At 43.5% G+C, this 25,837-nt stretch carries 29 protein-coding genes; 3 read left to right on the top strand and 26 right to left on the bottom strand.

The window, feature by feature from the left end:
• Window positions 1–116 precede the first annotated feature (116 nt).
• Complete coding sequence (rpsT, locus tag SLU01_RS14760) at window positions 117–368, top strand: 30S ribosomal protein S20 (protein ID WP_147059693.1); 252 nt, start codon at window positions 117–119, stop codon at window positions 366–368.
• An 87-nt stretch (window positions 369–455) separates the two neighbouring features.
• Here the strand turns inward: rpsT and holA are convergent, their stop codons facing one another.
• Window positions 456–1,472, bottom strand: coding sequence for a DNA polymerase III subunit delta (gene holA, locus SLU01_RS14765; protein ID WP_147059695.1), 1,017 nt, complete (start codon window positions 1,470–1,472; stop codon window positions 456–458).
• Between the two features lie 159 nt (window positions 1,473–1,631).
• Between holA and SLU01_RS14770 the strand changes: the two genes are divergently transcribed.
• Window positions 1,632–1,766: a YqzM family protein gene (locus SLU01_RS14770; RefSeq protein WP_147059697.1), complete on the top strand. Its 135-nt coding sequence runs from the start codon at window positions 1,632–1,634 to the stop codon at window positions 1,764–1,766.
• A gap of 51 nt (window positions 1,767–1,817) precedes the next feature.
• Here SLU01_RS14770 and SLU01_RS14775 read toward each other — a convergent pair whose 3' ends face one another.
• Genes SLU01_RS14775 through SLU01_RS14825 form a run of 11 tightly spaced genes read right to left on the bottom strand, consistent with a single transcriptional unit; the run spans window position 1,818 to window position 10,424 of the window.
• Window positions 1,818–4,115 (bottom strand): DNA internalization-related competence protein ComEC/Rec2, encoded by a 2,298-nt coding sequence (locus SLU01_RS14775; RefSeq protein WP_147059699.1) that lies wholly within the window; start codon window positions 4,113–4,115, stop codon window positions 1,818–1,820.
• The gene (locus SLU01_RS14780) at window positions 4,112–4,675 is read right to left on the bottom strand and encodes a ComE operon protein 2 (RefSeq protein WP_147059701.1); all 564 of its coding nucleotides are present in this window, start codon (window positions 4,673–4,675) and stop codon (window positions 4,112–4,114) included. The genes SLU01_RS14775 and SLU01_RS14780 overlap by 4 nt, the downstream gene beginning before the upstream one ends.
• Before the next feature lie 24 nt (window positions 4,676–4,699).
• Entirely contained in the window at window positions 4,700–5,389 is a 690-nt protein-coding gene (locus SLU01_RS14785; RefSeq protein ID WP_246111006.1) for a helix-hairpin-helix domain-containing protein, read from the bottom strand.
• A 37-nt stretch (window positions 5,390–5,426) separates the two neighbouring features.
• Entirely contained in the window at window positions 5,427–6,173 is a 747-nt protein-coding gene (locus tag SLU01_RS14790; protein WP_147059703.1) for a class I SAM-dependent DNA methyltransferase, read from the bottom strand.
• Complete coding sequence (gene rsfS / locus SLU01_RS14795; RefSeq protein ID WP_147059705.1) at window positions 6,170–6,514, bottom strand: ribosome silencing factor; 345 nt, start codon at window positions 6,512–6,514, stop codon at window positions 6,170–6,172. The genes SLU01_RS14790 and rsfS overlap by 4 nt, the downstream gene beginning before the upstream one ends.
• Before the next feature lie 30 nt (window positions 6,515–6,544).
• On the bottom strand, window positions 6,545–7,105 hold the full coding sequence (yqeK, locus tag SLU01_RS14800; protein ID WP_147059707.1) for a bis(5'-nucleosyl)-tetraphosphatase (symmetrical) YqeK: 561 nt from the start codon (window positions 7,103–7,105) through the stop codon (window positions 6,545–6,547).
• On the bottom strand, window positions 7,095–7,664 hold the full coding sequence (locus tag SLU01_RS14805) for a nicotinate-nucleotide adenylyltransferase (protein ID WP_147059709.1): 570 nt from the start codon (window positions 7,662–7,664) through the stop codon (window positions 7,095–7,097). Before SLU01_RS14805 ends, yqeK begins: the two co-directional genes overlap by 11 nt.
• A 10-nt stretch (window positions 7,665–7,674) precedes the next feature.
• Window positions 7,675–7,962: a ribosome assembly RNA-binding protein YhbY gene (gene yhbY / locus SLU01_RS14810; RefSeq protein WP_147059711.1), complete on the bottom strand. Its 288-nt coding sequence runs from the start codon at window positions 7,960–7,962 to the stop codon at window positions 7,675–7,677.
• Entirely contained in the window at window positions 7,963–8,793 is an 831-nt protein-coding gene (gene aroE / locus SLU01_RS14815; RefSeq protein WP_147059713.1) for a shikimate dehydrogenase, read from the bottom strand. It lies immediately after the preceding gene.
• Window positions 8,794–8,805: 12 nt separating this feature from the next.
• Window positions 8,806–9,921: a ribosome biogenesis GTPase YqeH gene (gene yqeH, locus SLU01_RS14820; protein ID WP_147059715.1), complete on the bottom strand. Its 1,116-nt coding sequence runs from the start codon at window positions 9,919–9,921 to the stop codon at window positions 8,806–8,808.
• Window positions 9,909–10,424, bottom strand: coding sequence for a YqeG family HAD IIIA-type phosphatase (locus SLU01_RS14825; RefSeq protein WP_147059717.1), 516 nt, complete (start codon window positions 10,422–10,424; stop codon window positions 9,909–9,911). Before SLU01_RS14825 ends, yqeH begins: the two co-directional genes overlap by 13 nt.
• A gap of 142 nt (window positions 10,425–10,566) precedes the next feature.
• On the opposite strand from SLU01_RS14825, the gene sigK reads away from it, so the two are divergent.
• Entirely contained in the window at window positions 10,567–11,268 is a 702-nt protein-coding gene (gene sigK, locus SLU01_RS14830; protein ID WP_147059719.1) for an RNA polymerase sporulation sigma factor SigK, read from the top strand.
• 259 nt (window positions 11,269–11,527) lie between these two features.
• Here sigK and mtnN read toward each other — a convergent pair whose 3' ends face one another.
• The 14 genes from mtnN to SLU01_RS14900 all read right to left on the bottom strand — a co-directional run bounded on the left by mtnN (window position 11,528) and on the right by SLU01_RS14900 (window position 25,816).
• Complete coding sequence (mtnN, locus tag SLU01_RS14835) at window positions 11,528–12,220, bottom strand: 5'-methylthioadenosine/S-adenosylhomocysteine nucleosidase (RefSeq protein WP_147059721.1); 693 nt, start codon at window positions 12,218–12,220, stop codon at window positions 11,528–11,530.
• A gap of 32 nt (window positions 12,221–12,252) precedes the next feature.
• Window positions 12,253–12,972, bottom strand: coding sequence for a YrrS family protein (locus SLU01_RS14840; RefSeq protein WP_147059723.1), 720 nt, complete (start codon window positions 12,970–12,972; stop codon window positions 12,253–12,255).
• A gap of 74 nt (window positions 12,973–13,046) precedes the next feature.
• The gene (gene greA / locus SLU01_RS14845) at window positions 13,047–13,523 is read right to left on the bottom strand and encodes a transcription elongation factor GreA (protein ID WP_147059725.1); all 477 of its coding nucleotides are present in this window, start codon (window positions 13,521–13,523) and stop codon (window positions 13,047–13,049) included.
• Window positions 13,524–13,624: 101 nt separating this feature from the next.
• Entirely contained in the window at window positions 13,625–14,263 is a 639-nt protein-coding gene (udk, locus tag SLU01_RS14850; RefSeq protein ID WP_147059727.1) for a uridine kinase, read from the bottom strand.
• A gap of 32 nt (window positions 14,264–14,295) precedes the next feature.
• Complete coding sequence (locus tag SLU01_RS14855) at window positions 14,296–14,937, bottom strand: O-methyltransferase (protein WP_147059729.1); 642 nt, start codon at window positions 14,935–14,937, stop codon at window positions 14,296–14,298.
• Between the two features lie 31 nt (window positions 14,938–14,968).
• The gene (mltG, locus tag SLU01_RS14860) at window positions 14,969–16,093 is read right to left on the bottom strand and encodes an endolytic transglycosylase MltG (RefSeq protein WP_147059731.1); all 1,125 of its coding nucleotides are present in this window, start codon (window positions 16,091–16,093) and stop codon (window positions 14,969–14,971) included.
• A 108-nt stretch (window positions 16,094–16,201) separates the two neighbouring features.
• Window positions 16,202–16,498, bottom strand: a complete 297-nt coding sequence (locus tag SLU01_RS14865) for a DUF1292 domain-containing protein (RefSeq protein WP_147059733.1) — start codon at window positions 16,496–16,498, stop codon at window positions 16,202–16,204.
• Between the two features lie 10 nt (window positions 16,499–16,508).
• The gene (gene ruvX, locus SLU01_RS14870) at window positions 16,509–16,928 is read right to left on the bottom strand and encodes a Holliday junction resolvase RuvX (protein WP_147059735.1); all 420 of its coding nucleotides are present in this window, start codon (window positions 16,926–16,928) and stop codon (window positions 16,509–16,511) included.
• Window positions 16,925–17,197 carry an IreB family regulatory phosphoprotein gene (locus SLU01_RS14875; protein WP_147059758.1) on the bottom strand — a complete coding sequence of 91 codons (273 nt, stop codon included), beginning with the start codon at window positions 17,195–17,197 and terminating at the stop codon, window positions 16,925–16,927. The genes ruvX and SLU01_RS14875 overlap by 4 nt, the downstream gene beginning before the upstream one ends.
• An 82-nt stretch (window positions 17,198–17,279) precedes the next feature.
• Complete coding sequence (alaS, locus tag SLU01_RS14880) at window positions 17,280–19,913, bottom strand: alanine--tRNA ligase (RefSeq protein WP_147059737.1); 2,634 nt, start codon at window positions 19,911–19,913, stop codon at window positions 17,280–17,282.
• A gap of 449 nt (window positions 19,914–20,362) precedes the next feature.
• Window positions 20,363–22,825 carry an SF1B family DNA helicase RecD2 gene (gene recD2 / locus SLU01_RS14885; protein ID WP_246111007.1) on the bottom strand — a complete coding sequence of 821 codons (2,463 nt, stop codon included), beginning with the start codon at window positions 22,823–22,825 and terminating at the stop codon, window positions 20,363–20,365.
• A gap of 34 nt (window positions 22,826–22,859) precedes the next feature.
• Entirely contained in the window at window positions 22,860–23,516 is a 657-nt protein-coding gene (locus SLU01_RS14890) for a tetratricopeptide repeat protein (RefSeq protein ID WP_147059739.1), read from the bottom strand.
• Window positions 23,517–23,528: 12 nt separating this feature from the next.
• Complete coding sequence (mnmA, locus tag SLU01_RS14895) at window positions 23,529–24,653, bottom strand: tRNA 2-thiouridine(34) synthase MnmA (protein ID WP_147059741.1); 1,125 nt, start codon at window positions 24,651–24,653, stop codon at window positions 23,529–23,531.
• 14 nt (window positions 24,654–24,667) lie between these two features.
• Window positions 24,668–25,816 carry a cysteine desulfurase family protein gene (locus SLU01_RS14900; protein WP_147059743.1) on the bottom strand — a complete coding sequence of 383 codons (1,149 nt, stop codon included), beginning with the start codon at window positions 25,814–25,816 and terminating at the stop codon, window positions 24,668–24,670.
• Window positions 25,817–25,837: the final 21 nt, after the last annotated feature.

Genomic DNA, 25,837 nt, shown 5'->3' on the forward strand with positions numbered 1-25,837 from the left:
GCATATTTTTATTGCGTTATTGCGGTGTTTTTGCTAAAATGTTAATGTTGTAAAGAGATATCCGAATGCTAAATATGGAAACACTCTTGCCTTACCTGAAATTGGAGGTGAATGGAATGCCAAACATCAAAGGTGCAATTAAGCGCGTTAAACAAAGTGCCGCTGCGAATGAACAAAATTCACAAGTTAAAGCTGCAATGCGTACTGCTGTACGTAAAGCTGACACTGCGCTCATCAATAAAGAAGAGAACGCTACTGAACTTTTGAAAGACGCAGTTAAGAAATTGGATACTGCTGCTCGTAAAGGTCTAATCCACAAAAATACAGCAGCTCGCCAAAAAGCACGTCTTACAAAAAAAGCACTATAATGAAAAAAGCTTCTGGCGCCCGGAGCTGGATTAGAAACAAGGCTGTCCCTTTCATATTTGAAAATGGGACAGCCTTTTCTATTTTATTCACACCCTCAAAGGCTCCATAAAGAAAATCTCCAATACCCTTTCCCTCTTACCACTCGTCGACTTCAATTGATGGTCGATATGCGCGAGTTTTTGTAAAATGAGGAGCAGTCTTTCCATTTTGGGTATGTTTCGATTTTCCATGATGAGCTTTACCCGGTATGGGTGGACATTCAATGTTTTTGCGATTTGCTGTTGTTGGTATCCTTTTTTCACAAGGGAGGAAACATGGATCATTAATCTGATTTGCCCTGCGATCAAGGAAGTGAGCATGATCGGTTCTTCTCCATTCCTTAGTAGGTCATGGTATATTTTTATCGTTTGTTTTACGTTTCCAGTCATATAGGCATCTGTCAATCGGAATACATCCACTTCAGGCAGACGGGGAACGAGATTTTCTATGATTGTGCTTGTCACTTCGCCGTCCCCATCCATATACATTGCGATTTTCGCGATTTCGGATGATAGGGTCAAAAGGCTGTCCCCTGTCATATCGATTAAGACTTGGGCGGTTTCGGTACTTATTTTGACACCCTTCAAACTTGCTTCGTTTTGAATCCAAGTCGTCAAATCCTTGCCTGCGAGCGGCATGGCTTCCACTACGATTGCTTTCTCTTGCATAAGTTTTGAAATCTTTTTCCGTCCGTCCAATTTTTCATAAGGCGCCAAGAAAACGACAGTAGCAGTTGGGGACGGATTGCCAAGCCACTCTTCCAGCAACGCAATATTATGTACGACTTTTTCTTTTGTCTTATCGGATGCTTTCAGGAAAGAAGCATTATTGGCGATGATCAATTTCCTTTCTTCCAGAAAAGGCAACGTATCCGCCTCCTCGATGACGGCTTCAACAGGTGTTTCTTCCAAATCAAATCGAATGACCGAGCTTTCATCTATGTCCGGCATCGCCTTGATAAGTCGTTTAATTGTCGTATCAATCAAATGCCGTTCCACACCCATCAACAAGTAAACTGGGCCGATGTTGCCTTCGCCAATGCTTTTCCATATTGCGTTAACCATTCTTATCCCTCCTGCCAATAACCTTTTTCCATTATACATTAAGGTTTCATGACTATGAACAAATTGTGTCGATTGTCATAAACTCGGCATAAAAGCACGTTACATATAGATTTTTTATCCGTTATCATCTATACTAAATAGGAATTAGGAGGTGTAGCAATGAATGAGTTTGAACATGACGTACAGTCTAAACGCAATGACTTAATCGACTCTGGTATCGGTTTCATTGTAGCTTTCGTAGGTTTTTCTGCAATTTTCGTTATTGCTACAATCATAGACGTCGTCGCACGTTAATGAATTCCGAAAAGACGGATTGTCCATGTATACGTGGACGGATCCGTCTTTTCATTTTAATGAAGTCGTAATGGTATAATTGCCTTTCCTCACTAGGACTGTAATCGAGCCATGATCCGCGGTCGCCATCGTAGGCACCTCGTATTTTTCAAATGTCTCGACCACTTCAGCATGTGGATGACCGTATCGATTATTCCTTCCATAAGATAAAATTGCAAGTTCCGGTTGCAACGACTGGATAAATGCGTCTGAGCTAGAAGTCCGACTCCCATGATGTCCGGCTTTCAGGATCAATCTCCCCCAATCCCCATCGCCATACTTCTTTACAATTGCCTTCTCCCCATCAATTTCTAAATCACCTGTAAATAGAAAAGACGGTCCAACTGTAGTCATTAGTAAAACAAGTGAACTGTCATTGCCTTTATAGGTCTCGTTCTCCGGAGCAACATAATAAAAACCGGTCTCCTTGACAGACCAATTCGCACCTTCCGTCATAGCAAGAACAGGTATCTTCTTATCTTTTGCAATATGAAGCACTTCCTCCATCGTCGGTTCCAGCTCGCTCCCCGGCGAGATATGGATTTCGTTTACACGAATTTCCTCCAGCACTTCATCTGCACCTTCCATATGATCGCTATCCGCGTGGGTAAGGATCATTTTATCGATTTTCGTAATTCCTCTCCCTTTCAAATACGGAACGACTATTTTCCGACCTACTTCAAATGGTTTCATTGGGGCCTGCCAATCCGCCGGAGATCCCCAGCTCACGGTGCCGCCCGTATCAATTAGGTAAACACCTCTGCGATAGGGCAGTTCAATGACGATGGCATCTCCTTGACCGACGTCAAGATAAGTGACCCTCAATGTTGAATCAAAGTATGGAAACAACTGTAAAAAAAGTGCAGGAAGTAAGATGATCGGAATCGCCCAAATCGGTTTCTCCCCCTTTTCAATCGCAATGAAGAACAATAACGTACCAACTACTGCAATGGCAGATAATAGAGCTGGGGGTTGTCCAGGTGTCCACATTTGATACGGCAAGGAGGCTAAAAACTCCGTACATATACCGATCATACGCCTAAAAGGCTCGTAGAAGATAAATACGATTTCAGAAACGGCCGGAAATAAATATGTGAGAAGGAGCAAAATGATATTTCCGGGTAAAATGATTACCGAATACAAAGGGACATAAACGAGATTAACAACAAACGATGATAATGACAGTTCATAGAAATGATATAAGAGAACTGGGTATAATGCTAACTGGGTAATCGTAGTCACAAGAAACGAAACGGCGATTGCTGACGTTGAACGCGATAAGATCTTTGTTGAGTAAATTAAAGATAAGGCTGCCAAATAGGATAATTGGAAACCCGGTTGAAAAACAACAAATGGCTGCCAAAGGATAAATCCAATTGCACTAGCGGCAAGCGCATCGTCCATTCTCATTTTAAAGCGCCCGGTAGCGGTCAGCAAGACGATGATCGATACAGAAACAGCACGCCAGACAGAAGGGGCCCCGCCTGCCATGACTGCATACAAAGGCAATAGGATAATTAATAATGTATCGACCGTTTCAATCCTGATTGATAATCTGACGAGCAGATTTCGCAAAAGAAATGTCAATAACCCTACATGAAGACCTGAAATCGCAAACAGATGAGTGATTCCCAGTGTTCTGTAACTGGCTGCTACATCTTCATCCATCCCACTTCTATCTCCAATGAGTAAAGCCTCTGCTTCCGTTACCAAGCTGTCCGGGAAAGTTTCTTGAATATGTTGTTTCACACGCCATCTATGTTCCGACAGGATCGTCGACAGACTCAAGTTCTTTGCGTAACCGACTATCTCGTTTGCCTCAAACATGCCCATTGCCCCATACATTTTCAAATAGCGTTCCATATTAAATGAATAATCGTGGGCAGCAGAGGGCAAATCTTTAAATGAACCTTGAAGTGTAAAACGTACAGACGGAATATGGAGTTTTTGAAACTGCAACTTCTGTTCTTCATTTTTGAATTTCAATACGGTATATACTATTTTATTCGAATCGGTCCTGGCGAAGCCTTTCATTGTACCGCCATCGATTTTAACTTGATCCGTCCACGTGAAATTAATAGTTGCTGGATCACCGGATTGTTGCAGCTCAGGCACTTGTAAGGAAATAAAAAAATAAGAAAGTATTGCTGCTATAAGAGCAAGCGCAGGGGTAAGAAAGTCTTTCTTTCTACGAAGAAAAATGGGGATAAGAAGGAGATTGCAACATAAAATCAGCACCGGTCCGTATGCAGCAAAAGCCGATACGGCTACCGGTATACATATATAGATTAGACGAATTTCACCGATCAATTGCCGAATAGGTCATCCACCCTTCTTTTGAATGGGACCAGTTTTTCAGTTGATGCGCCTAAAGCTTCCATTTCAACTAGCAAGTCGTTAATAAGCTCCATTTTACCATCCTTAGCGAAATCCACTTTACTTTCGTCAAATGGGATGTGGCGGATTTCAACACCGGATTGCTCAAAAAGCTTTAAAGCATACTCGTCATTTTTATAGTCTTTCGCATAATTGACTGTCCGGATTCCCGATTGGATAATCGCTTTCGAACATTGCAAGCATGGAAAATGAGTCACATATAAAGACGACCCATCTACCGGACTGCCGTACTTAGCACATTGCAGCAAGGCATTCATTTCAGCGTGAATCGTACGCACGCAATGATTTCCAACGACGTAACAACCATGGTCAATGCAATGATCTCCACCAGAAATGGAGCCGTTATAGCCTCCTGCAATAATCCGATTATCTCTAACAATCGTTGCCCCGACAGCGAGTCTTGTACATGTGCTTCTGACCGCTAGTAAATGGCATTGCGCCATAAAAAACTGATCCCATGTAATCCGCTCCATATGTATGCCTCCAAACATTTTAACTCATTTAGTCGTTATGAAAGATTCCAGTCTCTCGAACGTCTTTTGTCCAATACCCGACACTTCCATGATTGATTCGGTCGAAGCGAAAGAGCCGTTCTCCTCCCGATATTGAACGATGGCAGCAGCTTTTGACGGACCGATTCCTGGAATCGTCATCAGCTCCTGCACATCAGCCAAATTGATATTCACTTTACCATCATCCTGTTTTTCCTTCTGTTGAATAAAATGATTTTCACCCGCGGACACTTCAATTTCTTCGCCTACTTTAGGCACATAAATGAAAAATTCGTCAGGCAAGATCATTGCATTGTTCAACATACGGGAATCCGCATCTTGCAAATAGCCACCCGCGGCATGAATGGCGTCAATGAGCCGATCACCCTCGGTAAGTGAATAGACGCCAGGATGCTTTACAGCGCCTTGAATATCTACCATGATGGCTACGGGTTCAACTTTAATTTCTTCTATCGGTTGCTCTTCTACCGATTGGTCCATTTCTAAAATATCAAGAATTGGGGATTGTCCGCTCGCGGCAGTCAGTTGATTGCCGTGCTGTCCTCGGGGAAAGAACAGTATTGCGGATAGTACAGCGATAGCTGCAATAGGGGTGATGATCTTACGCCATTTTCCGGATACTTTCGAAAGAAACAGCCTGATCACCCTTTCTTCGAGGCATCCATATGGAGTCATATCTCACTATATATGAAAAACTACCAAAAAGAAAGTTTCATTTCCTCACTTGATAAAATATTCTTTCACTTTCTTCGTGAGGCGGCTCATCTTCCCAATCCGCAAATATACGCTCTAACGTAAAGCCCGCTTCACGCAACATATCAACGTATTCATAAACATGATATGTACGTTGTTGATGACTCTCATCAAACCGACGATAAAGACCATTTTCCTCTTTGACAAAGAAACTGAGCTCTGAGTATACAGAATGCTCCTTTTCGCCTTCCTCGGTTTCCCATATGTATGCAATCCGATCATTGTCGAAAGTAAATGGGCCTTCCATGAAAATGACATCTGTCTTAAAAGTGGAATGTACATCGAACATAAGCATTCCACCACTATTCAAAACCGAATGGATTCCTTTGAATGTTCGAAGTACAGCTTCCTCGTTCGGCAAGTAGTTCAAGGAATCAATCGCGATGACTGCTACATCATATTCCGCTTGCCCCTCTATTTCCTGCATTGCCTGCTTCTTGAATCGGACTTGCTCCGAAAGGGAAAGGGCGGTCGCCCGTTTCCCGGCTATTTCAAGCATATCTTTCGATAAGTCAATTCCCGTTACATCTGCTCCCGCTTTTGCAAGCTTTACCGAAAGGAGTCCGGTTCCGCAACCGACATCGATGACTTTTTTTCCTTTTAACCCATCTGCCCCTAAGGATAGCAATTCCACATATGTGTCATACGGGATATCGGTCATCAATTCATCATAAACGCCTGCGAATTCCGTATACGCTTCTCTCATTGCTCATCGGCCATCTTCAGTAGCGGAGCATCTCCCCACAATTTTTCCAAATTATAATAACCGCGCTCATCTTTATGGAAGACATGTACAACGACATCCCCTAGATCTACAAGGACCCATCTACCAGTATCGAGACCTTCTACTCGTTTAATTCCAAAGCCGTTTTCAGAAGCTTTATCAGAAACTTCTCTCGCAATCGCTTGGACTTGACGTTCGGAGTTCGCGTGGCAGATGATGAATTGATCTGCGATGAGTGAAACACCCTCCATATTCAATACAACAATCTCTTGAGCTTTTTTATCGTCTACCGCCTTATAAGCTGTTTCCAGTAATGTTGGCATATTTTCACGTTTCCTTTCGTAGTTGACAGTTCATATTTTTTGTACGTGTTCATTATAACATTCGAATGAGTCCGGGAACACATCCGCCTGCCTCTCAACGAGATAGCCGACAGAATGCGCAATGCAAGCTTTCATTGCTATATCGATTGACCTCTCTGCTGCATTTCTCAGTTCTTCAATTCCCGGAAAGTTTCGGCCCGACTCAATCAAATCAGCTACATAAATGACTTTCTCGAGTTCTGACATACCTGTTCTGCCTGTCGTATGATAACGAATGGCATTCAACACGTCTGGATCATTCACTCCGAATTCGTCCATTGCAATTATCCGGCCGGCGGCAGCATGCCAAATCCCATGATGGAAGGATAGCATTCTTTCGTCTTCATCGTTCTCTTCAATTAATTTCTGCATATCCTTTGGTTCCATGTATTTTGCGATATCATGCAACAATGCCGCAAGCTCCGCCTTTTCTACAGGAACACTGAAACGTTCAGCCAATCGCTTTGCTGTTTCCGTAACTCGAAGTACATGTTCAAAACGTTTTTTCGGCAATCTCTTTTCAACTTCTTTTAGTAAGCGCTCAGTTTCCATATAGGCCCTCCATACGGATAAAAGTTTCGACTTTACCAGGGACGAGGAACCGGATTGTTCCTTCTGCCTGCACCCGTTGTCGTATAAGCGTGGACGATAGCTTAATTTCAGGTATGTGAACCATTGTGACCGGAAAAGTTGTTTTCCCTATTGTACCCGGTCTGCCAACACCGACAAATTTAACAAGCTGCAATAGCTCTTCAATTTTATACCACTTGGGCAGCATATCGATCATATCTCCGCCGATTAGAAAAAAGAATTCTTTGTCTGGCTCATGTTCCTTCAATTGTTTCATCGTTTCAAAAGTGAACGAAACTCCTCCGCGGTCTACTTCAAAGGAGGATACTGTCAGTCCTTCTGTCCCTTCAACAGCAAGCTCGACCATGCGGAGACGCTGCTCAGGAGTTGCGTCTGACGGGTTTGATTTATGCGGCGGGATGGATGCCGGCATCAGCCTTACTTCGTCAAGACCTAGAGCATGCCTGACTTCATTCGCAATAATCAGATGCCCAATATGGGGAGGGTTGAAAGTGCCTCCTAGCAGTCCGACCTTTTTCATGTTCTCCTCCTTAAGGTAGAACGATCCTTTTTTTCTCTTTCGATTCTTTATATAGTACAAGGATCTTTCCGATTAGTTGAACGACTTCAATTCCTGCCTCTTCCAGTCTTTCAGCGATATCTTTCTTATCTTCTTCACAATTTTGAAGAATGCTCACTTTAATTAATTCACGTGCTTCCAGCGCTTCTTCAATTTGTTTGATGATTGCATCTGTTAAACCGCCTTTTCCAATTTGAAAAATCGGTTGTAAATGATGCGCCTCACTGCGTAAATAGCTTTTTTGTTTACCTGATAACATTTAATTTCCTCCAAGTTTTGTTGATATTGATGTAATCATCTTTTTAGTATCCGGATACACACCCGTCCATAATTCAAAGGCCAATGCACCTTGATGAACGAACATGCCAATCCCGTTAATTATATTTCCACCCGAATCACGAGCCGTACGTAAAAATTCAGTTTCCAACGGATTATAAATGATATCGGAAACAACTGTACCGTCAGCAATGCCGTTCGGATTCATCGGCATGCCGCTTTGAGCAAAATTCATCCCGACAGAAGTCGTTTGCACAATCAGACCAAATTTGCTGATTGAAGATTCAGCATCGCTCAATGACAATGCTGCGCCATCTTTAAAGTTTGCAGCAAGCTGTTGCGCTTTATCCACAGTGCGATTCGTAAAAGAGAGCGGTCCAAAACCTGCAGCTTCCAATGCAAAGGAGATACCGTTCGCTGCGCCTCCTGCCCCGATGATCAGTACTTCATCGATTTTTCCGCTAACGCAGCCAATCTCTTGCAAGGAGCGGACAAAGCCTCGCCCATCCGTATTTGTTCCGTAGAGAGTGCCGTCCTCAAGCACTTTCACTGTATTGACAGCATTCATTCTTCTAGCGGATTCATCCAGCTTGTCAATGAAAGGAATGATGGCACTCTTATGCGGCACAGTGACATTCCATCCGCTGCAGCCTAATCGTTTCAAACTTTCAATTGCATTTTCCAAGTGATCGGCTTTTACATGGATCGGCAAATAGGATGCATCGATCCCGTTTTCTTGGAACCATTCGTCATGCATAGCTGGGGACATCGATTGCTCGATCGGGTCACCGATGACTGCATACCATTTTTTCATATCCCATCCTCCTTATATAAGCGATGGGCGAAGAACGACATCTACACCCCGTGGCGCATGTACTGCTACGACAACGCCAGGATGTTGAACGGTAATCCATCCTAGTCCTGAAATAACAAGATCCATTTTCGGTTTTTTTATCGAAAATTCATGCCTAACGAGTGGAGGCATTTTTTCTACAGATTCACCGCTTGGAGGTGAAAGCATTTCCCCCAAGTGAGATGCATAAAGCGAGTCCGCATTTTCCAATTTAGTACGGTGGATCGGGAGTGCATTGGAGACGTGAATTGTAAAGGAAGAGCGTTCGCCTGAGATAAAGTCGAATCTGGCAAGTCCTCCTATGAACAATGTCTGTTCTGCATTCAGTTGGAACACTTTCGGTTTCAACTCTTTTTTCGGGGTTATCGCCTTTAAATCTGTCATATCCAAATGATGGGCAATCTGATGATCATTAATAATGCCTGGTGTATCATAGATAGCCTTGCCGTCATCCAGCGGAATTTCCACTAGATCGAGTGTAGTTCCTGGGAAATGGGAGGTCGTAATCACTTCACCCATTCCTGTCGCATTTTTAATGATCCGATTGATGAATGTTGACTTTCCGACATTCGTACAGCCGACGACGTAGACATCCTTCCCTTTTCGATATTTATCAATTGCTGCCATAGCCTCTTCCATGCCATGTCCAAGATGCGCAGAGATAAGTAAAACATCTACGGGCTTTAACCCTAATTTTGCAGACTCAGCCTTCATCCAATTGATCAATCGATTGCGGTTGACGGATTTAGGAAGAACATCCGATTTGTTTCCGATCAGAAGGATGTCTTTATTCCCGACAAACCGTTGCAACCCATTGATCCAACTTCCATTGAAATCAAAAATATCGACGACTTTAATAACAAGACCATCTTTTTCGCCAATACCATTCAATATCGCAAGAAAATCATCTCCAGATAATGAGACAGGCTGCAATTCATTATAGTTGCGCAGCCTGAAACAGCGACGGCAAACGACTTCTTCTTTTTCCACAGATGTCGCTGGCGCATAGCCTTCTTTTTTAGGGTCTTCTGTTTGAATCTCTATTCCACAACCTATACATTTAAGTTGTTCCACTCTTATTCCTCCCATTCAATCTTTCCTTGACGCTTCAGTTTCGCCATAATCCTTCTTTCGATCATCCTATTGAACTTCGTTACGAATCCGTCTGAATTGGCAACGGGCACAACAAGGATTGTACGAAGTCCAAATCGGTTCCCACCTAAAATATCCGTCATTAGCTGATCGCCAACCATGACGACCTCTTCCTTCTTCAGTCCCATTGTGTCAAGGGCCTTCTTAAAGTTTTTCGCTAGAGGCTTCCGTGCCTCACAAATGAATGGTGTGCCGAGCGGATCACAAAAAGATTGCACACGGATTTGATTGTTATTTGAAAGAATTGTCACCTGAAGACCTGCCTCATTCATCATCCGCATCCACTCTGCGATTTCCGGCGTCGCTTCTGGTCGATCCCATTCGACTAATGTATTATCAAGATCAGTAATAATTCCTTTTATCCCTTTTTCTTTTAGTTTGTCCGGGGAAATTTGAAAAATGTCTTTTACATATTCATCCGGCAAAAAGTATTTATACATTTTAACCACTCCGTTATTTCACTAATTCTAAAAACGATTATAACATATTGGCTTCCATTACACGCATTGGACCAAGCTGATTCCGAATTTAAACAAGCCGTCAACGCATATGCTGTCATATAACGACACAGGAGGTGGACCGATGAGCGGATTTGTCATGGCACTCGTCCAACTGTGGGTCGAAGTCCCGGCAATGGTAGGCTATATTCGGGGCCAGGCGTTCCGTCGTCCGCTATCGAAGGCGGAAGAGGCGGATTGTTTGAAACGATTGGCAGAAGGCGATGAAAGTGCAAGAGACGAACTCATTGAAAGGAATATGCGCCTCGTTGCTCACGTCGTAAAAAAATTCCATCCAAAACACGAACAACTCGATGATTATATTTCCATCGGAACAATCGGACTTATGAAAGCAGTAAATAGTTTCACACTAGACCGTAAGACGAAGCTTGCGACATATGCAGCCCGATGTATTGAAAATGAAATACTCATGTACTTAAGGACTCAAAAGAAAGTGCAGAAGGATGTCTCGCTCTTTGATCCGATAGGGACGGATAAGGACGGTCAGTCCCTTCAAATAGCAGATCTGCTGCAAACCGACGACGAAGCACCGATTGATACCGTGCAACAAAAAGAGCAAAAAGAACGGCTTTACCGCCATTTAGGCAAGCTGGACGGAAGGGAGCTTGAAATCATCCAAAGAAGATACGGCCTACTTGACGATCAGCCGATGACACAAAAGGAGATTGCACAACAACTTAACATTTCCAGGAGTTATGTGTCCCGCATCGAGAAAAGGGCGATCGTCAAATTGTACCAGCTATTTAAGCATGAATACAATGAATAAAATCAGATGAGATACCTAAAAGGCGAAAATGAAAAGGCGTTTCCTGACACGAGGCCCCCTGGCCCTGTGAAAGGAAACGCCACTTTATTGCTTCTCAGTTGACTTGCCACGTTTTTTCGGAAATCAGTCCACACTTACCTCGCGCATGATGATAACCGCAATAACCGTTGATGCAAAGAATACACCAGCCATTAAATAAAACATCTGATTACCTCCTTCAAAACAATATATACCCTAAACTTATAGTACCATAATCATTTTATAATTTCGAGATGGCTTGTAAAACAATCTCGGAGGAATGTTTCGCAGCAAGTGGCAGGAATTCATCAAAACTGATAGAAGATTCCTTGCCTGCAATGTCGGATAAAGCCCGAATCACTACGAACGGAGTTCCGAATTGGTGGCATACTTGTGCAACTGCTGCAGCTTCCATCTCCGCAGCAATCATTGAAGGGAATTGTCCTTGAACAAGTTTCACTCGCTCTGGATTGCTCATGAACACATCACCTGATGCTATTAAACCAGTTGCATGCGCATGCTCTCCAATGTCCTCCACTGCTTCCTTCGCAATGTCGACAAGTTTCTGATCTGCCAAGTATGAAGGTGGCATACCTGGGACTTGTCCCAGTTCGTAACCGAAAGCAGTCGCATCCACGTCATGATGCCTTACTTCGTCAGAAATGACAACCGTGCCAACTTCCAGTGAATCATTGAAACCTCCCGCGGATCCCGTGTTCAGAACAACGGTTGGCTCGTATTGCTCAATTAGCAAAGTTGTCGCAATGGCGGCATTCACTTTTCCGATGCCACTTTTGACGAGAACTACGTCATGCTCTCCAATTATTCCTTCGATGAATTCGCATCCAGCGATCTCTTTGCTAGTTGGGGATTCGATTTTCTCCCTTAAAATTTCTACCTCTTGTTCCATCGCACCGATAATCGCAATTTTCATTACTAATCCTCCTGTTGAACATGTCTAGCTGTTCAATACTCAAAATCCAATGTTTTTAAAACATCCATTTTAACCGGCTTCCAACCTTTTTCGTCAATCCACTCGATGTAGACACGGAATATTTTAGATCCGTCCTTTGTTGTAACGATTCCGATTGATTTCTGTGGTCCACCGCCATTTTTAACTCTCTTATAAAATAATTCATCTTCAGAGAAGCCAGTCGCGTACGCAATGGCTCTTTTCTTTTCATTATAATCTGTAGACTCTGCGTCATATTGTGAAACATGTTCACCTGATTGGTCTGTACCGATAGGTTGCCATGACGAATCGACAATTGACTGCTCGATGATCTCTTCATCATTTGGGACGATTGTGACATTTCCCGCCTGATCTTCCTCTTCTTCATCTGCTGGTTCGTCCGAGCTCCCAGTATCCGATGAACTTGTACCACCATCGTCTTCGGAGCCTTTATCTGATTCCGCTTCCTGATTATCGCTTTCATCAGGTTCGTCTACGTCATCTAACGTTAATCCGGTTTCATCTTCACTGTCCTCATTATTCTCATCGACTACATCAGTATTATCCGTTGCAATATCTTTCTTATCCTCATCTTTAGGACCGATGATAAGAGTTGCCCCCACAATGAGAATTAACACGACGACGATTCCAATCATTATGTTTAAAAACTTGTTGTTCTTATTATGCCTTTTTTTTCGGTCCATGCGTGAGTAATTCGGATCCGTATCTTTCATCGTACCATCCCCCTTTCAACGCTTTTGACCAGTAAACGAAAAAACCGCCCTCATTTGAAGGCGGCCATCCGAGGTCACTTTATTTCAACAATAACGACCGACATTTCTCCTCCAGGAGTGATAATTTTCACTTCGTCGCCTTTACTGCGACCTATTAACCCTTTCGCAATTGGCGAGTCATTGGAAATCAACCCTTCGATTGGATTTGCTTCCGCGGAACCGACGATTGTGTATGTCTCTTCATCCCCATCCGGCAATTCCTTGAATGTAACCGTTTTCCCGAGTTGCACTTCATCCGTGTTCAATTCGTTCTCTGTAATGATGACAGAGTTGCGGATCATTGACTCTAAAGAAGAGATCTTTCCTTCAACGAATGCCTGATCCTCTTTCGCCGAATCGTACTCAGAGTTTTCCGAGAGGTCTCCGAAGCTGCGCGCAACTTTAATGCGTTCCACTACTTCTTTACGTTTTACTGTTTTTAAGAACTCAAGCTCTTCTTCCAGTTTCTTTTTACCTGAAACTGTCATTGGGTATTTTTTTTCTGATACCATTATACAACACTCCTCATATTCCTGTTCATAAAAACACTATGCCGCTCCTACGAGAGGTATGCGACATAGGCTTATTTATATTGAATTCTGACTACATCATATTACAAATTCGTTCCATATTCAAGAATTGTTTTTATTTTCGTGACCATCAAGTCGATTGCGACTTCATTATGTCCGCCTTCAGGAATGATTATATCTGCATACCGTTTGGTCGGTTCGATGAATTGATTATGCATCGGTCGGACAACAGATAAGTATTGATCTATAACCGAATCGATTGTTCTGCCTCTTTCGTTTATATCTCTCATTAGACGCCTTATAATGCGTAAATCCGCATCCGTATCGACAAAAAGCTTAATGTCCATAAGCTCTCGCAGTCTTTCATCCTCAAGGACCAGAATCCCTTCCAGGATGATAACATCCTTCGGCTCTATCGGTATCTTCTGATCCGATCTTGTATGAAGTGCATAATCATAAACAGGCTTTTCAATCGGCTCCCGATCAAGCAGCTTGCCTATATGATCAATCAATAAATCCGTATCAAACGCCAGTGGATGATCGTAATTTGTTCTCAATCTTTCCTCAAACTCAAGATGCGTTTGATCTTTGTAATAAAAATCCTGTTCAATGACTACAACAGAATGATCCTTAAATACATTGTAAATCCGGTTCGTGACGCTCGTTTTTCCAGATCCCGAACCACCGGCGATGCCGACGACAAGAGGTTTTCTCTTATCCATTTCTTTTCCTCCCTTAAATGCAGGGATACCCCTTAGTCCCTCTTTTTAATAGCAACCAGAATTCCATCGCCTACTGGAAGCAAGGATGTTTCATACTTTGGATGCCCCATGATCCATGTAGTGAATTCTTTCAAGTTACGGATCATTGTTCTGTTCCGTTTCGGCAATTCCTCATCCGGAGTCAGAACAGCACCGTGCATGAACATATTATCACAATATATAATGCCACCTGGAGTGACAAGCTCGGAATATTTCTCGAAGAACCGTTTATATTGACCTTTCGCAGCATCAATGAATAGGGCGTCATATCGTTTGGACTCTATTGTCTCATCGTCCAACAGAAGTGCATCCCCTTCCACAATCGTAATCCTATCTGCAAAACCGCTCCTTTGGATATATTCCACAGCCGAATCATAACGATCCTTGTCCCGCTCAATTGTGACGATTGAGGCACCCTCCAAAGCCGATACTATCCGGATAGCAGAATATCCTATTGCGCTTCCGATTTCAAGTATTAACTTCGGACGCTGTATTTGAAGCAAGCCTATGAACGTATCAATCCCGCCACGATCCATGATAGGAATCCGATTGTTTGCAGCAAATTGCTCCATTTCTTCAATTAATGGAATATCCTTTTCTGCAAAACCGGCAATATATCTTTCAAAATCACCCATAAAAAATCACTTCCAATCTCCTCGGATAAATTCAATCCCCTGACAAATATTTATCACGATTTTGCAAATGCTCCTCATAGGTTTTTGCAAAGTGATTCGTTCCTTCCTTGTCAGCAAGGAAATAGAGGTAATCCGTTGACGAAGGGTCTACAACCGCTTCGATCGAGGATCTTCCAGCATTCGCAATCGGTCCTGGAGGAAGTCCGGTATGAACATACGTATTATATGGATCTTGTACTTCTAGATCGGAATACAACACTCGATCCTTATGCTCCCCTAATGCGTATAAAACAGTCGGGTCTGTCTGAAGCGGCATCCCTTCTTGCATCCGATTATAAAACACACTTGCTATCGTTTCCCGATCTGTTTTCGCCGTAGCTTCCCTCTCGAGCAAACTGGCAAATGTAAGCAACCAATGAACCGATTTTTCATTCGCTTCCAGGTATGCAAAATATGGAGTTATATTTGCCGATGTTGCATCTAGCATTGTCGTAACAACAGTTTCAACAGACGGCTTTTCTTCAAAGAATGGATAGGTTGCTGGGAATAAATAGCCTTCCAGCGGATATCTAACATCCTCGGCTAATAGTTCTTCAGTAAGAATGTTCGGATACCTGCCCATGAGATCAGCGATGGTTTCGTCGCTATTCACATAGTCCAAAAACTGTTTTTCCGGAATACCGGCCCGTTTTTCCACTACTTTTGCAATCTGATCAAGTGTCAAACCTTCGGGGATGGTCATCGTGAATATTGGAGTTCGATAGACTTTCCCCGTCTTAAGGCTTTCGATCAACTCATCCAATGTCATGGATTTTGATAAACCATATGAACCGGCTTGAAATTGGGATTCATTGTTAAATTTGGCGTAGTATTTAAATACTTTCGCGTCTTTAATAATCCCTTTGTCTTCCAATATTTCCGCAATCGACGACAACCCTGAGCCTATTGGAACTTCTACCTCAATCACTTCGTCCGAGTCGGGGTCGACCGGTTGAAGAGCCCCGCTTATGTATTTATAAACTGCACGACCTCCAAGGAGTCCACCGATCAAAAACAAGAGCGCGACAACAAACACGATACGTCTCACAACTTTGACTTCTTTTTTCTGTTCAATCATCTTCTGGAACATCACATCTTTTTTTGATTCATTATCCATTCAGCGTCACCTCACTTCAAACGATCTATATAAATATCATGCATATAAAAACTCCAAGACAGTGAAAAAACGGAATGGCCTGCACCATTCCGTCCGTGCACATATGGATTATTCCTCGTCTTCGTCTTCCTCGGCAAGGAAAGTGTTCAACATTTCTTCGATCATATCCCATTCCTCATCCGTTTCAATCGGCAATAGTTCGCCGTCCTCATTATCTTCTGATGGAATGAATGCTGAAGCATGGATTTCGACTTCTTCGTCATCGCTCACTTCATCTTCACCTAAAATATGATAGAGGACGTATGATTTTCCGAAGTCTTCCGAATCAAACGTGAAGATAACCTCGCATACGTGCTCTACACCGTGTTCGTCCACTACTGTCATTGTTTCTTGTCCATGTTCCATATAAATCACCTCATCTATTTTTTGAGTCAAGATACCCTTGAAGTATCATGACTGCTGCCATCTTATCGATGACGGTCTTCCTTTTTTTTCTGCTGACATCCGCATCAATCAACATGCGCTCCGCAGCCATCGTCGTTAAACGCTCATCCCAAAGCATGACTGGATGGCCAAATTCCTCTCGTAAAAGATCTGCAAATCTCTCAGACGCTTCCCCTCTAGGACCAACGGAGTTATTCATGTTTTTCGGATAACCAACTACGAAAGAAGTGACTGCGTATTCAGCAACAAGTTCCTGAATTCTAGCCATGCCAAACTGGCCGGTGCCTTCATCGATTTTAATCGTTTCGATGCCTTGGGCTGTCCACCCAAGAGCATCGCTGATTGCAATACCGACCGTTTTGGATCCAACATCCAATCCCATTATCCTCAATTAGATTTACCTCCGTTTTCACGGATGTAAAACTTCACGAGTTCCTCTAGAATCTCGTCCCTCTCCAACTTGCGTATGAGGTTACGGGCTTCATAGTGGCGAGGAATATAAGCCGGGTCGCCCGATAGGAGGTAACCGACAATTTGGTTGATGGGATTATACCCTTTGTCCTCCAGTGCTTTATGCACATGAAGCATGACTTGTTTCACTTCTTGCTCCATCGATTCCTCAGGAAAGTTGAATTTCATCGTCTTGTCGTAGGATTCCATAGTCGACACCCCGCTTTCCAATCGTCCGTAAGCAAAATCGGATACCTTTCCCACTTACTCTATACCCGATATCCCTTTCCACTTAAACGGATTTGACATAATCATACACGGATTGCAGTGCTTCATCAAGTTTAGAGATATCTTTTGCTCCAGCCATTGCCATATCCGGACGACCTCCGCCCTTACCGCCACAAAGAGATGCTACATGATTGACGATTTTACCAGCATGGAAGTTCCCCTTTTTCAAATCTTCAGTTACTCCGGATGCCAATAAAACTTTGTCGTCAGAAGACGCACCAAGGACGATGACTCCTTTTACAACCTTTTGTTTCAATTCATCAATCATTTGTCTCAATGCATTGTTGTCTTTTACATCGACTCTTGCAGATATGACGGTCACATCATCGATTTGTTGTGCTGTAGCCATTATATCTGTAAGTTGACTGTTGCCTAATTTCGCAGATAGCGACTCATTCTCACGGTGCAGCTCTTTCATTTCCGAAAGTGTTGCGCCAACTTTCGTAACGATATCCTTAGGATTGGCTTTCAATAGTGCTGATGCTTCAGTGAGGAGAAGTTCCTCTTCTTTGAATGAATGATATGCGTGTTTTCCAGTCAATGCCTCGATCCGGCGAGTTCCTGCACCAATTCCGCCTTCCGATTCGATTTTGAAAAGACCGATTGCTGATGTTGTCTGCACATGGCATCCACCGCATAATTCTAATGAGTAGTCGCCAACAGAGACGACGCGTACGACATCCCCATACTTTTCGCCGAATAGCGCCATAGCACCCATCTCTTTAGCTTCATCGATCGCTTTTTGATCAATTTGGACGGTGATATCTTCCCAAATCTTTTCGTTTACGATTTGTTCGATTTGTTCCAGTTCCTCTTTTGTTACTTGACCGAAATGAGAGAAATCGAAACGGAGACGATCCGGTCCTACATAAGAACCTGCCTGGTTAACATGCTCGCCCAATACGGTCTTTAAAGCTTTATGAAGAAGATGTGTTGCTGTATGGTTTTTAATTGTCAATTTGCGAGTTTCTGCGTCCACTTCAGCTCGGACAGCTGCTTCATCCAACACCTCGCCTGAACGTACGACTGCGGTATGCAGATGTTGACCATTCGGTGCTTTTTGTACATCTTTAACGTCAACAATAAATCCATCGCTTGAAATTGTCCCTTTATCGGCGATTTGCCCACCGCTTTCAGCATAGAACGGCGTACGATCAAGCATGAATTGAATTTCATCTCCTTCAGAAGCATGCGTGACCAATTCACCATTATGCAAAAGAGCAATGATTTGGGATTCGCAAGTTAACTGATTGTACCCAATGAATTCACTTTTCGTATGGATATTCCCTAAAACTTCAGATTGGACATGCATTGAATCCACATCTTGTCGGGCTGCACGGGCACGTTTCCGTTGATTATCCATTTCTTTTTCAAATCCTGGACGGTCGACTGTGACGCCAGCTTCTTCAGCGAATTCTTCTGTCAATTCAAATGGGAAACCATATGTGTCGTACAACTTGAATGCATCTTCGCCAGACACGACTGAATGTCCCGCAGCTTTCGCTTTCTCCATTACACCATTTAATATTGTTAAGCCTTCATTCAAAGTTTCATGGAAACGTTCTTCTTCATTTTTAATGACCTTCATGATGAATGCTTCTTTTTCCGTCACTTGCGGGTAGAAATCTTTCATGATTTCACCAACGACTGGCACTAGTTCATACATGAATGGTTTATTGATGCCCAATTGTTTTGCAAAACGTACTGCCCGGCGTAATAGTCGACGCAATACATACCCTCTGCCTTCATTGGAAGGCAATGCTCCGTCGCCGATAGCAAAAGCGACTGTGCGGATATGGTCTACGATCACTTTGAATGCAGTATCTTTTTCCGAGGTTTCGCCATATTTCTCACCAGACACTTTTTCTACAGCATGAATGATCGGCATGAATAGATCAGTATCAAAGTTGGTAGGTACGTTTTGGATGACGGATGCCATCCTTTCAAGTCCCATTCCCGTATCAATGTTTTTCTTTGGAAGCGGTGTGTACGTATGGTCCGGATTATGGTTGAATTCGGAAAAGACTAAGTTCCAGATTTCAAGATATCGGTCATTTTCTCCTCCTGGATATAGTTCAGGATCTGAGAAATCATCGCCGTAAGAAGGTCCCCGGTCATAGAAGATTTCGGAGTTTGGTCCGCTTGGGCCTTCGCCGATGTCCCAGAAGTTTCCTTCCAGACGTATGATCCGTTCTTCAGAGATGCCAATTTTGTCTTTCCAGATTCCGTATGCTTCGTCATCTTCAGGATGGACAGTGACGGAGAGCAATTCCGGATTGAAACCGATCCATCTTTCGTTTGTCAGGAAGTCCCATGCGCGGATGATTGCTTCTTCTTTGAAGTAGTCACCGATTGAGAAGTTTCCTAGCATTTCGAAGAATGTATGGTGTCTTGCTGTTTTTCCGACGTTTTCAATATCGTTTGTACGGATTGATTTTTGTGCGTTGACGATGCGTGGGTTTTCCGGAACGACACGTCCGTCGAAGTATTTTTTAAGTGTAGCTACTCCACTGTTGATCCAGAGAAGTGATGGGTCATCGATTGGGACGAGTGGTGCGGATGGTTCTTCGCTATGTCCGTGTTCTTTAAAGTAGTCGATAAACATTTTTCTTATTTCTGCTGCTGTTAGTTGTTTCATCTGTATTCCTCCTTGTAATGTCGACATGAATAGACATGTTTCCGCTCCAGGCGGACGCTTTCCGGGGGGGCGGGCGGTGAGCCTCCTCGGTCGCTTCGCTCCACTGCGGGGTCTCACCTGTCCCGCTAATCCCCCAGGAGTCGCCGCCTTCCGCTACAACATGGGGGTAAGCACATCATCTTCAATATAAACAAAAAATCCCCGCCCCTGTACAAGGGACGAAGATTTTTCGTGGTACCACCCTAATTTACCGGTAAAACCGGTATCTCAAGAAGCCTTAACGCGGCTGACGGCAATGATTAGTTGCACTCGGGAGTAGCTTTCCGGCAAATGGCCAAGGGAATCCTTACAGCCTGAGGGATTCCTTTCTGAGCTTGGCGATAGGCGTACTGTCTCCGTCAACGAATTTCATATGTTACTTTGGATTATAGGGAAAAGCGAGTGGCCTGTCAATCCATCGCTTCAGAAAAATCGTACGGTGTGATTCCTTGCATGCCGATCATCGGATCAATTCCGAGGATCGTCTCCTTTGTTAATCGGTATTCCATCGGGATTTCAATCGCTTCCGATTCTTTCATTTTGGGACTTTCCCGCTGTTGTATTTCGGAAGTTGTCTCGTCTTTACCCGTATCGGAAAGATCATGGATGTATTCCTTCCGCAATCTTTCTTTCAGCGTTGTTTGGCGTTCGAGTTCATCCGTCCGGTTAATGCCGATTTTGAATTCTTCTGGTTCGCCGCAAAGAATAAGAAAATTCTTTGCTCTCGTAATGCCTGTGTAGAGTAGGTTTCTTCGGAGCATTTTCCGATATCCACGGACAATCGGCATGACGACGATGGGAAATTCGCTTCCTTGGGATTTATGGATGGAACAGCAATATGCGAGTGTGATCTGGTTTAAATCATTGCGTTCATATTCCACTTCGATTCCATCATAGGAAACGATGAGCATTTCTTTTTTATCAACAGTTTCTTTTGCTTTAATAATCGAAATGACTTCGCCCATGTCCCCATTGAATACGTTGCTTTCAGGCTGGTTGACGAGTTGAAGTACTTTATCTCCAATACGATAGACAGCTTCTCCAAAGACGACTTCCTTTCGATCAGGACCCGGTGGATTGACCATTTGCTGAATCATCTTGTTCAATCCATCGATGCCTGCAGGCCCCCTGTACATTGGCGCAAGCACTTGAATGTTTTTAATATGATGCCCTTTGGATATGGCGTTTTTCACGACTTGTTCGACTACTTCAAGAATTTGGTCTCCATGCGCTTTGATGAATGAACGATCCGATGTTTTTCGGGTGACATCATCTGTCCAGTTGGCGTTTTTAATCATATGAGCCATTTCAATAATTGTCGAGCCGGCACTTTGGCGATAAATTTCTGTTAATTCCACGACAGGAATTTTTCCGGAATCCAGCATATCCTTCAGTACTTGGCCGGGGCCCACTGGGGGCAGCTGATCTTGGTCACCTACGAAAAGGATTTGTATTTCGTTATCCAACGCTTTGAATAATTGATGCGCAAGCCACGTGTCGACCATAGACATTTCATCGATAATAATGAGCCGTCCTTCTACTTCTTTTCCAACTGCATCGTCCTTTTCCTGTCCGTTGAATCCGAGGAGCCTATGAATTGTCATCGCGGGCAGCCCTGTCGATTCAGACATCCTCTTCGCTGCACGGCCTGTCGGTGCGGCCAAAACAATTGGAAACGTCTCTTCTTTTTTCACGTATTCTTTCGGATCTAGGGATAGACCATGCAATTCAGCATACACTTCCACAAATCCGCGGATAACGGTCGTTTTTCCCGTCCCAGGACCTCCCGTCAAAATCATCGCTGGGGAATGAAGAGCCTTTTCAATTGCCGCAACTTGTGTCTCAGCATAACTGACGCCCAGCCTTTCCTCCGCTTCTCCAATAGCTTTGCGGATTTCAGACACCGGAAACTTATCGGAATGGTCATTCTCCATAATCCTTTCCAACTTGGCAGCAATGCCAATTTCAGAGAAATAAAGAGAAGGAATATAAAGCCTTTTTCCTTCCCCGCAAAGTTTGCCTTCCTCAACCAATTCGATCACCGAGTTGGAAATATTCTCGAAAGGCACTTCTTCCCTTTGGCTCGTCTCCAGCAGTCGCTTCACTTCCGGCAAAATCATTTCCGCCTCCATGTAGACATGACCCGCTGACTGGACGCCTTGATTCATCACATGAAGTATCGCAGCCTTCACCCGGGAAGGATGTTTGCCGGTAATTCCCAATTGCTTCCCCAATTCATCAGCTCGTTGAAAACCGATTCCTTCTACGTCTTCAATCAACCTAAATGGATTCTCTTCTAATAGTTCAATAGCTTCTTCCCGGTACGTCTGATAGATCCTCATGGAAAGCTGCGGTCCGAAGCCCCACTCATTCAATTTGACCATGCTGCGTTCAAGGCCAAGATTTTCTTGAAGCACTGTCGTCAGTATTTCTTTTTTGTCTTCGGAAAGTTTCGGAATCTTATCCAATACCGCAGGGTTTTCAAGGATTTGCTTGATCGCATCTTTGCCTAATGTTTTGACAATCGAATCCGCGGTTTTCCTTCCTATACCCGGGAATAGGTCGCCTGATAGATAGTGAACGATGCCGCTTTCCGTTTCAGGCATTTCCTTTGAAAAAGTATGGACATCAAATTGTTGTCCATACGTCGCATGATTAACAAGCCTTCCAGTAAGGCGATAATCATCTTCATTCGCCAATGGCGGGAAATTTCCTTTTATGACAATTTCCTTATCCTCATAACCGCTATTCGTTTTACTGATTTTCATTTTCACGATTGAAAAAAGATTATCAGGGTTGTGGAAAATTGTGACGACAGGTCTTCCTACGATAAAAATCGCTTCACTATTCGCTTGTCCATTCCCTTCAGCCAATCCGATCACCGCCTTACCTATACACGCGTTAAGATTATTGTCCCATTTTGATCATATCGAAAATATAGCGTGCCTGTGTATGCTCCGGTTCGATCGTGAATGCTTTCTCAAGATGAAGAAGCGCATCATCTTTCCGATCTGTCGAAACGGCATATAAGACCCCCATATTATAATGCGCATCCGCATTGTCCGGATCATGTTCAAGAATAAAGCCGAATTCCTTTCGAGCCTCTTCAAACAGCTCCATTTCCGCTAAAAGGATCCCGTATGACAATCTAATTTCGAGATCATTAGGAGCCAGTTCAGCAGCCCTTTGCAAATAAGGCAACGCCAATTTGCCGTTTTCCGATTGTTTTAAGCTTTTTCCGAGCATGAAGAATGCATCTGCTTCGTTTAAGCCTGTTTGGATGGCTTTTTCGTACAGCTTAGCTGCTTCCTCAAAACGCTCATTGGAAAAATAAAGGTTCCCTAAGCCGTATAGGGCGGATCCTGCATTTTCATCCAAAGTGATAGCTTTCTGAAAAAACCGTTCAGCCCTTTCTACGTCCCCTGCTGAAGCGAAGACATTCCCAAGATTGATATAGCCAACCGGATTTTCAGGTTCCTGTTCCGCTGCTTTCATGAAAGCTTCAATCGCTTTTTCATACTCTCCCTCTTGGAGAGCCTTAATGCCGAGTTCATTGTACTCCATTTGTATAACCTCTCATCCTACGTAATCTAGTTGTAATCCATTTTTAATAACTGTATCGATTGTTCCGCCACCTAAACACTCGTCGCCGTCATAGAAGACTACCGCTTGACCTGGAGTGATTGCTCTGACAGGCTGTGCAAATGTCACAACCGCATTTCCTTCGCCGGTTAGTTCAACAGTAACTTTTGTATCCGGTTGACGGTAGCGGAATTTAGCAGTGCATTCAAATGTCTGCGGCATTTCCTTCGCAGTGGCAAAGCTTAGTTTAATAGCGGTCAAACTGTCTGAATAAAGCGCGTCATGATGGAATCCTTGGCCTACGAGTAAAGCGTTATTTTTTAAATCTTTCCCGATGACAAACCACGGATCACCGGCGCCTCCAATACCAAGACCATGACGTTGGCCGATCGTATAATACATTAAGCCATCATGTTTTCCGACCGTTTTCCCGTCCATCGTTTTCATATCACCTTGTTGCGCAGGCAAGTACTGTCCAAGGAATTCTTTGAAATTCCGTTCTCCGATAAAACAAATACCGGTTGAATCTTTTTTCTTAGCAGTAGTCAACCCAGCTCGTTCCGCAATTTGGCGCACTTCGGATTTTTCAAGTGCTCCGATCGGAAACATTACTTTTTGCAATTGTTCTTGTGACAATTGATTGAGGAAATATGTCTGATCTTTGTTCTCATCTTTTCCTCTAAGCATTGCAACACCATGATCATTTTCCACGACTTGTGCATAATGCCCTGTCGCTAAAAAATCTGCTCCTAGACTCATCGCATGATCAAGGAAAGCTTTGAACTTAATTTCTTTATTGCACATTACATCGGGATTCGGTGTTCTTCCCGCTTTATATTCCTCAAGGAAATAGGTGAATACCTTGTCCCAATACTGTTGTTCAAAATTAACTGCATAATACGGTATACCGATTTCATTGCATACGCTGATGACGTCTTCGTAATCTTCCGTTGCAGTACAGACGCCGAATTCATCGGTATCGTCCCAGTTTTTCATGAAGATGCCGATAACATCGTAGCCTTGTTCTTTTAATAACAGAGCGGCGACTGAAGAGTCGACTCCTCCGGACATTCCGACGACGACTCTCGTTTCTGCTATCGGTTTAGTTGTTGTTCTCATAAGTTTCATCCTTTTTAATTTTCTTTCACAAGTCGTTTTACAATTTTTGCCGTTGACGTTGCTGCGGCTTGGATCGCTTGATCATCAAGACCTAATCCAAAGCTGAAACGGACAGAATTCCGCAGTTTTGGGGATTCGCTTCCATACATTGCGGATAGTACATGAGACGGTTCAAGGGAACCCGCGGTACAAGCAGAACCACTCGAAACCGCGATGCCAGCCATATCCATATTGACGAGCAACGATTCAATATCTGTACCGGGGAAGCTGATGTTCACTACATGCGCGAGACGCTCTGCCTCTTCAGCATTCACTTCATATTCAATACCTTCTTGATCAAAAACGGTTGTCATTTTTTTTGTATAGTTATTATACTTCATTCGATTATCAGCCATCACTTGGCGAGCGATTTTCACCGCTTCCGCGAAGCCTACAATAGCGGGTACATTTTCTGTTCCTGCTCGTCTTTTGCGCTCTTGTTCACCGCCATGCTGCAACGGATTTGTTTGCAATCCTTTCCGTTGATATAAAAATCCAACCCCTTTAGGGCCATTCAACTTATGGGCGGAAGCGCTCAGCAGATCGACTTGCAATTCATTCACATCGAGATCCATGATGCCGAACGCCTGGACAGCATCGGTATGGAAAACCGCCTGATGCCCATTTAATAATTCCCCGATTTCTTTGATCGGTTGAATCACACCGACTTCATTATTACCGTACATAATTGTCACGAGGACCGTTTCCTCTGTCAGCGCCTCAGCAACTTGCTTGGCATTGATCCTGCCGTTTTCGTCGACAGGTAAATAGGTTACTTTACAGCCGGATTTCTCTAATTCCTTGCAAGAATTCAAAACGGCATGATGTTCAATCGCCGTCGTAATAATATGGTTTCCTTTTTCCTTCATGGCAGAGACAGTACCAAAAATCGCGATATTATCCGCCTCGGTGCCTCCCGACGTGAAAATGATTTCAGTCGGTTCTGCTTGTAATGCTTCTGCTATTGTTTTTCGCGCTTCATCCAAAAGTTTTCGGGAAGTTCTTCCGTAGCTATGAATACTGGACGGGTTTCCAAACACCGAATCCATCGCCTTTATATAAGCCGCACTCACTTCCGGATGAATCGGAGTTGTAGCAGCATGATCTAAATATATCGTTTGCATCCTAAAGCTCCTTTAATGAAT

It is taken from the genome of Sporosarcina luteola, assembly GCF_007991495.1.
Lineage (GTDB): Bacteria > Bacillota > Bacilli > Bacillales_A > Planococcaceae > Sporosarcina > Sporosarcina luteola.

What these genes read in the sequence shown, in the direction of transcription:
- mltG (WP_147059731.1), bottom strand. Translation starts at nt 16,093, where the DNA reads ATGGATAATGAATCAAAAAAAGATGTGATGTTCCAGAAGATGATTGAA.
- mtnN (WP_147059721.1), bottom strand. Translation starts at nt 12,220, where the DNA reads ATGAAAATTGCGATTATCGGTGCGATGGAACAAGAGGTAGAAATTTTA.
- SLU01_RS14790 (WP_147059703.1), bottom strand. Translation starts at nt 6,173, where the DNA reads ATGAGAGAAGCGTATACGGAATTCGCAGGCGTTTATGATGAATTGATG.
- yqeH (WP_147059715.1), bottom strand. Translation starts at nt 9,921, where the DNA reads ATGGGAGGAATAAGAGTGGAACAACTTAAATGTATAGGTTGTGGAATA.
- SLU01_RS14825 (WP_147059717.1), bottom strand. Translation starts at nt 10,424, where the DNA reads ATGTATAAATACTTTTTGCCGGATGAATATGTAAAAGACATTTTTCAA.
- SLU01_RS14780 (WP_147059701.1), bottom strand. Translation starts at nt 4,675, where the DNA reads ATGGAGCGGATTACATGGGATCAGTTTTTTATGGCGCAATGCCATTTA.
- mnmA (WP_147059741.1), bottom strand. Translation starts at nt 24,653, where the DNA reads ATGAGAACAACAACTAAACCGATAGCAGAAACGAGAGTCGTCGTCGGA.
- sigK (WP_147059719.1), top strand. Translation starts at nt 10,567, where the DNA reads ATGAGCGGATTTGTCATGGCACTCGTCCAACTGTGGGTCGAAGTCCCG.
- SLU01_RS14840 (WP_147059723.1), bottom strand. Translation starts at nt 12,972, where the DNA reads ATGAAAGATACGGATCCGAATTACTCACGCATGGACCGAAAAAAAAGG.
- SLU01_RS14875 (WP_147059758.1), bottom strand. Translation starts at nt 17,197, where the DNA reads ATGGAATCCTACGACAAGACGATGAAATTCAACTTTCCTGAGGAATCG.
- greA (WP_147059725.1), bottom strand. Translation starts at nt 13,523, where the DNA reads ATGGTATCAGAAAAAAAATACCCAATGACAGTTTCAGGTAAAAAGAAA.
- aroE (WP_147059713.1), bottom strand. Translation starts at nt 8,793, where the DNA reads ATGAAAAAATGGTATGCAGTCATCGGTGACCCGATCGAGCAATCGATG.
- SLU01_RS14865 (WP_147059733.1), bottom strand. Translation starts at nt 16,498, where the DNA reads ATGGAACATGGACAAGAAACAATGACAGTAGTGGACGAACACGGTGTA.
- rpsT (WP_147059693.1), top strand. Translation starts at nt 117, where the DNA reads ATGCCAAACATCAAAGGTGCAATTAAGCGCGTTAAACAAAGTGCCGCT.
- SLU01_RS14890 (WP_147059739.1), bottom strand. Translation starts at nt 23,516, where the DNA reads ATGGAGTACAATGAACTCGGCATTAAGGCTCTCCAAGAGGGAGAGTAT.
- alaS (WP_147059737.1), bottom strand. Translation starts at nt 19,913, where the DNA reads ATGAAACAACTAACAGCAGCAGAAATAAGAAAAATGTTTATCGACTAC.
- SLU01_RS14900 (WP_147059743.1), bottom strand. Translation starts at nt 25,816, where the DNA reads ATGCAAACGATATATTTAGATCATGCTGCTACAACTCCGATTCATCCG.
- SLU01_RS14785 (WP_246111006.1), bottom strand. Translation starts at nt 5,389, where the DNA reads ATGACTCCATATGGATGCCTCGAAGAAAGGGTGATCAGGCTGTTTCTT.
- holA (WP_147059695.1), bottom strand. Translation starts at nt 1,472, where the DNA reads ATGGTTAACGCAATATGGAAAAGCATTGGCGAAGGCAACATCGGCCCA.
- SLU01_RS14770 (WP_147059697.1), top strand. Translation starts at nt 1,632, where the DNA reads ATGAATGAGTTTGAACATGACGTACAGTCTAAACGCAATGACTTAATC.
- SLU01_RS14855 (WP_147059729.1), bottom strand. Translation starts at nt 14,937, where the DNA reads ATGGGTGATTTTGAAAGATATATTGCCGGTTTTGCAGAAAAGGATATT.
- rsfS (WP_147059705.1), bottom strand. Translation starts at nt 6,514, where the DNA reads ATGCCAACATTACTGGAAACAGCTTATAAGGCGGTAGACGATAAAAAA.
- udk (WP_147059727.1), bottom strand. Translation starts at nt 14,263, where the DNA reads ATGGATAAGAGAAAACCTCTTGTCGTCGGCATCGCCGGTGGTTCGGGA.
- yhbY (WP_147059711.1), bottom strand. Translation starts at nt 7,962, where the DNA reads ATGTTATCAGGTAAACAAAAAAGCTATTTACGCAGTGAGGCGCATCAT.
- SLU01_RS14805 (WP_147059709.1), bottom strand. Translation starts at nt 7,664, where the DNA reads ATGAAAAAGGTCGGACTGCTAGGAGGCACTTTCAACCCTCCCCATATT.
- yqeK (WP_147059707.1), bottom strand. Translation starts at nt 7,105, where the DNA reads ATGGAAACTGAGCGCTTACTAAAAGAAGTTGAAAAGAGATTGCCGAAA.